An 11,329-nucleotide genomic window follows, 5' to 3' on the forward strand; every position below is an offset into this window, starting at 1 on the left:
CGGGATTTTGCAAACATGAAAAAAGCCGCCGGATCGGCCCGGCGGCTTTTCTTGGAAACATTGTTTCGCAGTGCCTTACTCGGCTGCGAGCGGGGTTTCCTTTTGCGGCGGAACCTTCGGCGGCGCCGGTTTGGGCATGGAGACCACTTGCGCTGCAGGGCGTTCCTTTTCCTGTTGCGGGTCGGTCCACTCCACATCCTGCTCGAGACCGGCTGACGGCGCCTCGGGGACATCCGGGCTTTCGTCTGATACCGGCTGTCTGGCAGACTTGCGGCTCATCGCCCAGCTCCAGATCGCAGTGAAGCTGTTGATCCAGGTGCTTGGCATCGCAATCATGACCGGGATCATGATCAAGGTCAGCACAGTGGAGAAAGCCAGGCCGAAGATGACCGCCGTGGACAGCTGGATCCACCAGATCGCTGTAATGCCGCCGACCGCTACAGTCTGCGTAAAGAAGTCCAGATTGACGGCGGTTGCCATCGGGATCAGGCCGACAATCGTTGTCACGGTTGTCAAAAGGATCGGACGTATCCGCTGACCCGACGTCTTCAGGATCGCATCCAGCGGTTCGAAGCCGTCATGGCGGAACCGGTTATAGGTATCGATCAGCACGATGGCGTTGTTCACCACGATCCCCGCCAGAGCCACGATGCCCGTCCCGGTCATGATGATCGAGAACTTCTGTCCCGTCAGCATCATGCCCAGGAGGACGCCCATGACCGACATGACCACCGTGGAGAGGGTGAGGAACGTCTGGTAGAACGAGTTGAACTGGGTCAGCAGGATCAGGAACATCAGGAAGAGGGAGGCCATCATGGCGCGCATGAGGAACTCACCCGATTCCTTCTGATCTTCGTCTGCCCCCCGGAACTGCAGGTAAACGTTATCCGGGAAAGCCTGCGAATCCAGCCAGGCCGTCAGCTCCTGTACCTTTGCATCAACCGTGATGGGTTTTCCGTCCTCGTCCATAGCGGCCTTGTCGACAGTTGCCTTCAACATCATCGAATAGAGGCCGTCACGGCGCGTGATGGACGAGACCTTGGGCTCGGGCGCCCGGTCGACAAAGTTCGCAATCGGAACCAGTCCCAGAGGTGTCTGCAGGCGCAGCTGGTCGAAACGGTCCAGAGTCCGTTCATCAGATGGGAGGCGGACGCGGATGTCCACCTCATCTTCGGAATCTGTCGGCCGGTATTTGCCAATGAGCACACCATTGGTGACCAGCTGAACCATTGCCCCCACAGAGCCAATGCCTGCCTGATAGCGGCCGGCCTGTTCCCGGTCGATGGCGATCTGCCACTCAATACCCGGCAACGGGCGGTCGTCTTCCTGGTCCAGAAGGTGCTCCATCTGGTCCAGATGCGCGCGGATCCGGGCGACTTCGGCGACCATGGTATCATAGTCGGTGGACTTGACCTCCAGCTGGATATCCTTGCCGGTCGGCGGGCCGCCCTCGATTTTACGGGTTTCCACCTTTACGCCGGGAATATCGGCCGTACGATCCCGGATCTCGGCGAAAATCTCGGCGGCTGTCCGGCGGCAGCAATATTTGGCCAGCTCCAGTGTCATCTCACCGATGACATCACCGGGTTTGTCCTGAACCCCGCCAATGAAATCCGGCCCGCTGCCGCCACCTGGCGGAAACGCGGAGGTGATGACGTTTTGAATGCCGGTCGTCTGAAGGACTTCCGCCTCCACCTGCTGCACAATCTCGAAGGATTCCAGAGCCGACATGTTGCCACGGGCGGACACCAGCACCACCGCCTGGTCCGGCTCTTCGTCAACGAAGAACTCGACACCTGTCGGGTTGGTCGCGAAGCTCGTGAAGATGTAGGCGCAGGCGCCCAGCACCGCGACAATCGTCAGCACATTGCCAATCGGATTGCCGGCCAGCAGTTTCAGGTGGCGGACATAAAGCCCGGTGAAACCGCTTGCTGTGGACGGATCAAAGCGAAGATCGTCCGGTTTGGCGGTTTCAGTCCTGCCGTCTTCAGCATTGAACCCGAGCTTGGTCCGGACGCCTCCGAAAAGACGTTCGCACAAATGCACAAGCGGTGAGATCGCTTGATAACCAGCCCAGATCGCCAAGAGTGTGAGCCCGGCCACGACCAGATAAAAGCCGACGTCAATGGCGATGGGATTGGAAAGTGCCGCAAGCGGCTGTGCCAAACCGGATAAGAAGACGAACACGGACGTGATCGGCCCGACAACGATGTCCGGGCGGGTCGACAGAAGGAAGAACGCGAAGTAGGCCCCGAACCCGACCGCGACAGCCTCGAACGCGAGCGATACGAACGTGACCGACCGATAGCGTTTGAGCGGCTTTTCGCTCTCGATGTCCACCTGCAGGGCCGTACGCTCCTTACGGCGGCGCACGAAAGGACGCAACACCAGGAACGACCCTATGCCGACACCGAGCAGAACCAGGGCTGCGGCGGGGATGGCAAGCGGAGCTGCGGAAATCTGCGCACCGAATTCCGGACTCCCTGGCTGGACACCGAAGAAGCCGAGCGTTGCAACGGAACTGACTGCCGCGATGAGCACAGCGAGGACAGCTGCTGCATAGCGGTTCAGGAAATGGGTAATTGCCGCGAAAATACCGCCGGTGACCGGCAGGAAGACCATGGCCGTGAGAAGGGCCGCCGTCAGGACGATGATGACCATGATCGGCAGGTAGCTCATGAACTCGCCCGCAACACCCGGCCAAAGCAACATCGGCAGGAAGGCCACCAGTGTTGTCGCGGTTGAGGACACAATCGGCCAGAACATGAGGCGGGCGGCCCGGATGAATGCTTCCCGGTCCTCCATGCCTTCGCTGACCTTACGGTCTGCGTATTCGACCATCACGATGGCGCCGTCCACGAGCATCCCGACGGTAAGCACCAGGCCGAACATGACCATGATGTTCACGGTGTATCCAAGACCGGACAAGATGAGGAAGCCGACCATGAAGGAGGTCGGAATTGCCAGGCCGACCAGCAGCGCGGAGCGTAGGCCAAGCGCGGCAAGAACCAGGATCATCACAAGGAAAATCGCGGTCATGATCGACGATTGAAGGGAGCCGAGAACCTCGAAGATGTTCGAGGACATGTCGATCATGTAATCGACCTGGATCGTCTCTGGCCAATCCTTCGTCGCCTCGTCTACGGCAGCGCGGATGGCAATGTTGTTCTCGATGATATTAGTGCCGATCCGCTTCGTCACATCCAGCGCGATTGCCGGCTGGCCGTTCACGCGGGTGTAGGAATCCGCATCCTTGAAGGTGCGGCGGATATCGGCGACATCGCGCAGGGTGACGACGCCCTCGCCAGACTGCTTGATCGGCAGGGAGTAGACATCAAGCGCCGTCTCGACAAGGCCGGGTACCTTGACGTTGAAGCGGCCTTGCCCGCCATCAATATAGCCGGCCGGAACCAGCTGGTTGTTTTCAGACAGGGATGCCAGAAGCTCCTGCTGGGTAATTGCGTAGGACTCAAGCTTTTGGGAATCGATCAGGACTTCGAGCAGCTCCTCCCGGTGGCCCTTGAGATCGGCCGAGCGAACCGTGTCAATCGCCTCGACAACGTCTTTCAGCCGCCGTGCGTGCTGATAAAGTGTCCGCTCCGGAACACTGCCCGACAGGGCAATCGTGATTGTCGGAACCAGCGCGAAGTTGGTCTCGGTGATCGTCGGCTCGTCCGCGTCGGCGGGAAGTTCGCCCTTTGCCGCATCCACCTTGTCCCGGACGTCGGACAATGCCTCGTCCTTGTCGAAAGAAATGTCGAACTCGAGGATGATGGCAGCGTGACCCTCAGAGGCGATTGCCGTGATTTCTTTCAGGCCGTCGAGTCCGCGCAGCTCCGTTTCCATGGGCCGCACAAGCAACCGCTCGGCATCTTCAGGAGAAATGCCCTGTTGTCCGACGGAGACATAGAAGATCGGAACATCAATGTCCGGACTGTCTTCCTTGGGAATGCTGATGTAGCTGAAAACACCGGCCACCAGCAGAGCCAACATCAAGACGAAAACTGTCTTGGGGCGTCTGAGGACGCCTTCGAGCATATCAATCATTGGGTGACCTCCGCGGTCTTAAAGATCGGGTCGACAATTTCGTTGTCGCCCACATATTCCTGTCCGACGGTAATGACAGTGATCTCGTCAGGAAGCCCGGTAATCCAAAGGCCATCCTCTTCTCCGCCCAGAACCGTCACAGGATAAAATGCGGTCCTGTTGTCGGCATTTACGGCACGCACGCCAATTTCACCTGTGTCGCTCAAGGTCAGAAAGGCAGGGGTAATTTTGTGTGCTTTTTCAACGGGCAGCGCCAGCCGCGTGAGTGCTGTGATCCCATCGCGCGCCGTCCCGTCCGGATTGGCGAGTTCAACTTCAATCCGGAAGGTCCGGGTGTCGGGATTTGCAGACGGTGAAATGTAGCGCACACGTCCCGTCAGGGTTTCACCGGTTACCAGGCTGACTTCTGCCGGCATATCGATCGAGATCTGACCGATGTTGAGTTCGCTCACCTGGCCAATTGCGATCATCGGGTCAGAATTCACGACAGTTGCGCAGATGCCGCCATTGTCGAGTTGCGCGCCGACTTCCGCCATTGGGCTCTCAATGGTGCCGTCGATGGGAGAACGGATGATTGTGCGCTCCAGCTCCAGCTCGGCTTCTTTCAACCGGGCTCTGGCCGCGTCAAGCAGGGCCTGTGTCTGAGCAGCGCGGGTTTGCGCGGTAAAGCCCTTGGTCACCAGTTGGCTTGCAGCGTCGTGGTCGAGTTGGGCCTGGGCCAAAGCGGCTTTTGCTTCAAGTACACGCGCTTCACGGGTTCCAGGATCAAGCTCGCACAGGATTTCGCCCGCGGAGACGTGTGTCCCTTCTTTCGCCGGCCGCCGGATGACGTCATCGACTGTCTCGGAGCGCACGGCAACCTTGGCTTCGGCCTCCGTCCGTCCGCGCACTTCCAGAACCGACTGGCGATCCAGTGCGACCAGCTTTGCGACCTCGACCTTGAACGCTTCTTCGCGTCCTTCATTCACGCGGTCGGCGGGGGCAGGGACTGCGTTGGCTCCGTCGCCAACGCCGCCGACCACAACCGTGCCGCTCGACATCCAAATTCCGATGCCAACTGCAATACCTGTGGCCAGAAGATAGGAGAATTTGATGCGCATCGGGTGAAACTCCAAAAACGTATATCTATTCCGCTGCGGCCGCGGCAGGCTGCGCAGCATCTTCAGCGATTTTGATCAAGGCCTCGCCATGCTCTTCGAGATAGCGAAGTGTGAAATTCATGCAGGCAATGCCGTAATTCCGGGTCCAGGTTGAGCCGGGATGCGGGCATTCCTTGTCGTGTTCGGTGTCTTCAAGGTGGCGCAGTTCCTCCAGAACCTGCGCCTTGCGGCGGTCGAGCGCACGCCTCAGTACAACAGGCGGCAGCTGCGCCGCGTTTAGAGCAATGAGCAGAAACGGTGACTTGAACGTGTCAGGCGCCTGAGGTTCGCAGAGGGTGGCAATAAACTCGGTTCTGCCGGTCTCGGTGATGGAGTACACCTTCCGTGCCGGCTTTCCGGATTGAGCTTCCTCCCGGACAGTGACGAGCCCTTCGGCTTCCAATCGCGCAAGCGCAGGGTAAATTGAACCGAAGCTTGCATCGTCGAAGTAGCTGAACCGCCCTTCGGTGGATTCCTTGCGGATTTCATAGCCTGTAGCATCTCCGAACGAGAGGATGGCAAGGCAAAGACTGCGTACACTCATGGACGTCTCCGTTCCCGGAACGCCTGTTCCGGTATCACGGCCGTTACGATTTCCGGCCGCAATTGGATTGCGGCTGCACTGTCAGAAATCATTATGCCGGACCGATATATCGAATAAATATATATCGTTCAGATAAACAGCAAGAGTGCAGCGCACAATTTTTTGAGAGGCTGAATCGAGTCTTAACCACCCCGGCATGAAACACCGGGGCAAAATGACAGGGTGGCGCCCGAGAAAAATTGCGCTAGCTTACCGGTAAATCGCCAACCAAGCAGCGGGGCTAGGCCGTGTTTACTCTCCTTCAAACCGTCGCAAAACGGTACTTGCCGGAAAATCCTTTGATGCGGCTTCTTGTGGTGAATGGCATGACCGGGACCTTCATCTCCGTTTTTGTGACATCAGCGGTCCTCTATATGAACATCGGCAACCTGGGCTATTTGATATCCACGGCGGACGATCCGGTCCTTCCGGTATTGATGCTTGGATTTGGTCTGTTTGTCACCCTTGGGTCGGTTGTGATCGGGTCGGCGATCATGCTGGTTGGTGAGAAAGAGGATGACGCTGGATCTGGACCGGGTCTCAAACAGCGGCTGACGCCACAGAATTTGCAGTTGGAACCGGTGCTTGTCCCCGCAAGAGCGCCCGAGCGCCGGTAGTCGGTGCCATTGCATTCGGCAGATGCTCATTAACTTGGCTTGCCGGACGGAACCCTGCAGCGGCGGTTACAGTCATGGGTGTTGTGTGGGATAGACCGTGTGGACCACATGAATGGTCTCGCCTCCGTCATGGTGCGCTGGATGGGCGAAGATCACCATGGCGGCAGCGGTCATCAGGAGCAGGAAACCTGCGGATGACAGTTTCAGCTGTCCAGACCTGTCGAACATCAGCAGTCTCCCGTTTGCCGGTAAAGTTGTATATCTGATAATATAAAACCTGAATAACACGATCTCTAAAGTTTTAAATACCGGCAAAAATGCCGATGGTGGCACAGCCGCCGTTGCGCAGCGTGCCAGGTTCCTGTTTCCTGCTGGAATCAGGTGACAACGGAGATCAGAATGAGTGCTTCCTATCCACGCGACATGGTTGGCTATGGGCGGACGGCGCCAGATCCGCAATGGCCAGGCGGCGCGAAAATCGCTATTCAATTTGTGTTGAATTACGAGGAAGGCGGCGAGAACAACATTCTGCATGGCGATCCGGCATCGGAAGCTTTCTTGTCGGAGATCGTAGGGGCGCAGCCCTGGCCGGGCAAACGCCACTGGAACATGGAATCGATTTACGAGTATGGCTCACGCGCGGGGTTTTGGCGGTTATGGAGGCTGTTCACCAGCCGGTCGCTTCCGGTGACAGTTTATGGTGTCGCGACAGCATTGATGCGCAATCCCGAGGCCGTCGCTGCCATGAAAGAAGCGGACTGGGAGATCGCATCGCATGGGCTGAAGTGGATCGAACACGCCGATATGCCGCAGGACGAAGAGCGCGAGCAGATGCGTGAAGCGATCCGCGTCCATGAAGAGGTCACAAGCGCACGACCGCTCGGCTGGTACACCGGGCGGTGCTCCATGCAAACACAGGCGCTCGTTATGGAGGAGGGAGGTTTCCTCTATAGTTCAGACAGTTATGCCGACGATCTGCCCTATTGGGTCGATGGGCCGGACGGTGACCACCTCATTATTCCCTACACGCTTGATACGAATGACATGCGTTTCGCTTCCGCCCAGGGCTTTAACTCCGGGGACCAGTTCTTTTCTTATGTGAAGGATGCATTTGACGTTCTTTATGCAGAGGGCAAAGCAGGCGCGCCGAAGATGCTCAACATCGGCCTGCATTGCCGGTTGATCGGACGACCGGGCAGGGCAGCCGCGCTGGAGCGCTTCCTGGACTACATCGCGAGCTTTGAAGACGTTTGGGTTGCCAAGCGGATTGAGATTGCCTGGCATTGGCACGCGCATCACAGCCGGTAAGACAGCTGGCCAAGTTTCCATTCTTTGGCGCCCGGGGGGGGCGGTACCCGCTGATCGACCGTGGCGTTGCCGAGCGTCGTGCTTTTTGCAGAAAACGCCTGATACTCTTACCGGCCGCCCGTCGATGGCGGCCGCTCCGGCGCATTAACCATAACGCGATTTCTTTCTGAGGATTTCCACGCCTGGTGTTGCCCGCCGCATGGCCTCAACCTACAACTCTTGATAAATTAATTATTTGTTAACCATTGGTTTAAGTTGTCATGAGTTTCTACCGCCGGAATGCGCACATTCTGATTTTCTTCGCCTTTGCAATGGCATCGGCTGTTTACGTTTCGAGCAGCCACGAGCATATCGAAGCCTCGCTCGCGCCGCACATACTGAAGCTCCCCGATGTTCAAGATCTTGCAGACCGGGCCCTAGACAAGTTTGATTTGCCCGGGACAGGCCATTGGTCACGGTCCTACGAGGAAGCCAAGACCGTGCTGGTCGTCATATTCAGCCTTCCAACCTTCCTCATGGAAAATCTTGCGGAGAAACTTGAAGAAGCGGCGGAGCAGGCCAAGCCCAACAAACGGCCGGCAGGCATGCGGGGCCCGATGACCCTAGAGGACTGGGACGCCGTCAACCGGCCGCGCGCACCGGGAATAGATATCTAAAAGAGACGACACCGAAGGTCTGGTTTCGAGCCCAAAGTCAGGCAGCTGCCAGGGCGACCGCAATTCCCTGACCGACACCAATACACATTGTTGCTAGCGCGAGCTTGCCGCCGCGTTTTTTCAACTCAAGTGCTGCAGTGCCGGTGATCCGCGCGCCCGACATGCCTAAAGGATGGCCAAGAGCGATCGCGCCTCCGTTGGGGTTGATCATGTTGCCGTCTTCGGGAAGGCCAAGGTCGCGTAAAACGGCAACGGCCTGGGCGGCAAAAGCTTCGTTGAGTTCAACAACATCGAATTCTGGCAGTGCCAGTCCGAGGCGGGCACAGAGCTTGCGTGTTGCCGGTGCCGGGCCGATCCCCATGATGCGCGGCGGGACACCCGCAGTGGCGCCGCCGATAATGCGTGCAATCGGCGTCAGGTTGAATTTTTCGACCGCAGCCTGTGATGCGATCAGAAGGGCCGCAGCTCCGTCGTTGACGCCCGAAGCGTTTCCGGCGGTCACCGTGCCATTGTCGCGAAACGGTGTTCTGAGGGCGCTCAGGTCATCAATGCCCGTATGCGGGCGCGGGTGCTCGTCCTGATCCGCAAGGGTTGGGTCGCCTTTCCGGTTCGGCACCATGACCGGGATGATTTCCTCGGCGAGCCGCCCACTGTTTTGCGCTTCGCCTGCGCGGATCTGGCTACGAAGCGCGAACGCGTCTTGATCGGCCCTGCTGATCTGGAACTCCTCTGCGACATTCTCAGCGGTTTCCGGCATGGAATCGATCCCATACTGGGCCTTGAGCAGCGGGTTCACAAAGCGCCACCCGATAGTCGTGTCGTGTATCTCCGCGTTCCGCGAAAACGGGGTGTCGGCCTTGGGCATCACGAAGGGAGCCCGCGACATGCTCTCGACACCGCCCGCAATGGCAAGGTCGATCTCCCCGGCCTTGATGGCGCGGGCTGCCGTGAGGATGGCGTCCATGCCGGAGCCGCACAGGCGGTTGAGTGTAAGCCCTGGAACAGTGTCGGGAAGACCTGCCAGAAGGGACGACATCCGTGCCACATTTCGGTTGTCCTCACCGGCCTGGTTGGCACAGCCGTAAAAGACATCGTCCAGCTCTTTCCAGTCCACATCACCGTTGCGTTCGATCAGGGCCTCAATCGGGATCGCGCCCAAATCGTCGGCGCGGACCGCAGCAAGACTGCCACCGAAACGCCCAATCGGCGTGCGGACGTAATCACAGATAAAGGCGTGGTGCACGGGTGTATCCTGATTTTAGCTTGAGGGGGCGCGATACATGAGCGTGCAGTTTTGCTCTTTCGTCTGCCGATTGCAACCATGCATCACGGAAAACGAAGTTTTGGGGTAATTGTGTGATGCATTGGATTGGCAGGCGATAAACCGCATTCGGTTGACCGCCCAAAGCTGTCCGGTTGTGGGGGGCGGGCCATCGTTGGGCGTTTCAAATTAAACGCCCGATGCTCTAGCCGTGGCGCAGGATATCGTCCTCGTTGAGATAAGTTCCGGATTGGACTTCAATAATCCGGACAGGGATTTTGCCGGGATTGTGCAGCGTATGCTGGGCGCCCAGGGGAACGTAAGCGGACTGGTTTTCGGTCAAAAGCCTCGCATCGCCATTGATTGTAATTTCAACGGTGCCTGAGACGACCACCCAGTGTTCTGCGCGGTGCAAATGGCTTTGCAAGCTGAGCTTCTTACCGGGTTTGATCATCATGGATTGAACGGAGAAACGGTCGCCTGCATTGATGCGCTCCGTGTAGCCCCATGGCTTGTAGAGCCTTGGATGGACATCGACTTCGCTGCGGCCTTCGTCCTCAAGCTGCTCAACGACTTTCTTTACATCCTGAGCCTTGTCTTTGTGCGCGACCAGGACGCTGTCGCTGGTCGCAATCACCATGACATCGTCAAGTCCGATTACAGACACCAGATTCCGGTCTGCATAGGCCAGGCAATTGGTGCTGTCGAGAAAACGGGCATCCCCCAAACCGGAGTTCCCATCCGCGTCCTTGTCCAGAACATCCCAGATTGCAGACCAGGAGCCGAGGTCATCCCAGTCAGGCGCAACCGGCGCACAGACCGCGTTGCTGATTTTTTCCATGATGGCGTAGTCGATGGAAATATTGGCAAGGTCGGAGAACTTTTCTTCGTCGAGCCGAATGAAATCGAGATCCTGATGGCGCCCTTCCATAACACCGGCAACAGCATCAAAGAGATCCGGCTGATGGGTCTTGAAAGCGTCGATCATTGCCTTAGCGGAATAAAGGAATATGCCAGCATTCCAAACATAGCCACCTTCGGCCAGAAAGGCCTCGGCCCGCGCCAGGTCCGGCTTTTCAACGAAGGCTTCGACCGGACGCACCGGCTCTGTTCCCACAGCGACCTTGATGTAGCCATACCCGGTATTGGGTTCCGTCGGCGTAATGCCGAAGGTAACAATGGCACCGCCCTTGGCCGCATCTTGTGCATTCAGGACGGCTTGCAAAAAGACGTCTTCCTTCCGGATGAGGTGATCTGACGGCAATAGCAAGACGAGCGCATCCTTGTCTTTTTCATAAGCCAGCATCGCTGCCATCAGAGCTGGCGGAGCGGTGTTGCGCCCGATTGGCTCAAGAAGAATGGCTTCTGCTTCTGTACCGATCTCTGCAAGCTGCTCCCCCATCAGAAAGCGATGGTTGTTGCTGCCAATTACAATCGGATTGGAAAAGGAGGGGTGTGCCACCCGTTTGCATGTTTTTTGAAAAAGGCTTTCGCCGCCAAACAACGGCAGGAATTGCTTGGGCCTGTCTTTCCTGGATAAGGGCCAGAGGCGGGACCCGATACCACCTGAAAGTATACACGGAAAAATCATGCCAAAGTCCTTGAAATCATTATAGGTGTTGATGGCAACTCGCAATTGTCCTGCACAGATTGTTAGCATGCATCAGCATTGTTGCAAGAGAGACGCAGGAAGAGTAAACGTGTAATAACATTACACG

Annotated in this window: 9 protein-coding genes; 3 read left to right on the forward strand and 6 right to left on the reverse strand. The window is 57.7% G+C overall.

The genetic code is table 11. The features are described from left to right. Positions 1-75: 75 nt before the first annotated feature. The 3 genes from E1180_RS08120 to E1180_RS08130 are packed head-to-tail and all read right to left on the reverse strand — an operon-like array spanning position 76 to position 5,730. Positions 76-4,047: an efflux RND transporter permease subunit gene (locus E1180_RS08120; RefSeq protein WP_155190675.1), complete on the reverse strand. Its 3,972-nt coding sequence runs from the start codon at positions 4,045-4,047 to the stop codon at positions 76-78. Next, on the reverse strand, positions 4,044-5,147 hold the full coding sequence (locus E1180_RS08125; protein WP_155190676.1) for an efflux RND transporter periplasmic adaptor subunit: 1,104 nt from the start codon (positions 5,145-5,147) through the stop codon (positions 4,044-4,046). The genes E1180_RS08120 and E1180_RS08125 overlap by 4 nt, the downstream gene beginning before the upstream one ends. Before the next feature lie 25 nt (positions 5,148-5,172). Further along, entirely contained in the window at positions 5,173-5,730 is a 558-nt protein-coding gene (locus E1180_RS08130; RefSeq protein WP_155190677.1) for a PadR family transcriptional regulator, read from the reverse strand. Positions 5,731-6,017: 287 nt separating this feature from the next. On the opposite strand from E1180_RS08130, the gene E1180_RS08135 reads away from it, so the two are divergent. Next, entirely contained in the window at positions 6,018-6,386 is a 369-nt protein-coding gene (locus E1180_RS08135) for a hypothetical protein (RefSeq protein ID WP_155190678.1), read from the forward strand. Between the two features lie 72 nt (positions 6,387-6,458). On the opposite strand, the gene E1180_RS08140 is transcribed toward E1180_RS08135, so the two are convergent. Then, positions 6,459-6,614: a hypothetical protein gene (locus E1180_RS08140; protein WP_155190679.1), complete on the reverse strand. Its 156-nt coding sequence runs from the start codon at positions 6,612-6,614 to the stop codon at positions 6,459-6,461. Positions 6,615-6,785: 171 nt separating this feature from the next. Here E1180_RS08140 and puuE point away from each other — a divergent pair, with 171 nt between their 5' ends. Further along, positions 6,786-7,694 carry an allantoinase PuuE gene (puuE, locus tag E1180_RS08145; protein WP_155190680.1) on the forward strand — a complete coding sequence of 303 codons (909 nt, stop codon included), beginning with the start codon at positions 6,786-6,788 and terminating at the stop codon, positions 7,692-7,694. Positions 7,695-7,954: 260 nt separating this feature from the next. Next, positions 7,955-8,350: a hypothetical protein gene (locus tag E1180_RS08150; protein ID WP_155190681.1), complete on the forward strand. Its 396-nt coding sequence runs from the start codon at positions 7,955-7,957 to the stop codon at positions 8,348-8,350. A gap of 37 nt (positions 8,351-8,387) precedes the next feature. Here E1180_RS08150 and pcaF read toward each other — a convergent pair whose 3' ends face one another. Next, positions 8,388-9,593, reverse strand: coding sequence for a 3-oxoadipyl-CoA thiolase (pcaF, locus tag E1180_RS08155; RefSeq protein ID WP_283404457.1), 1,206 nt, complete (start codon positions 9,591-9,593; stop codon positions 8,388-8,390). Positions 9,594-9,816: 223 nt separating this feature from the next. Beyond that, positions 9,817-11,202 carry a mannose-1-phosphate guanylyltransferase/mannose-6-phosphate isomerase gene (locus E1180_RS08160; RefSeq protein ID WP_155190682.1) on the reverse strand — a complete coding sequence of 462 codons (1,386 nt, stop codon included), beginning with the start codon at positions 11,200-11,202 and terminating at the stop codon, positions 9,817-9,819. Between the last annotated feature and the right edge of the window lie 127 nt (positions 11,203-11,329).

The sequence above is a fragment of the Roseibium denhamense genome, assembly GCF_009711415.1.
GTDB lineage: Bacteria > Pseudomonadota > Alphaproteobacteria > Rhizobiales > Stappiaceae > Roseibium > Roseibium denhamense.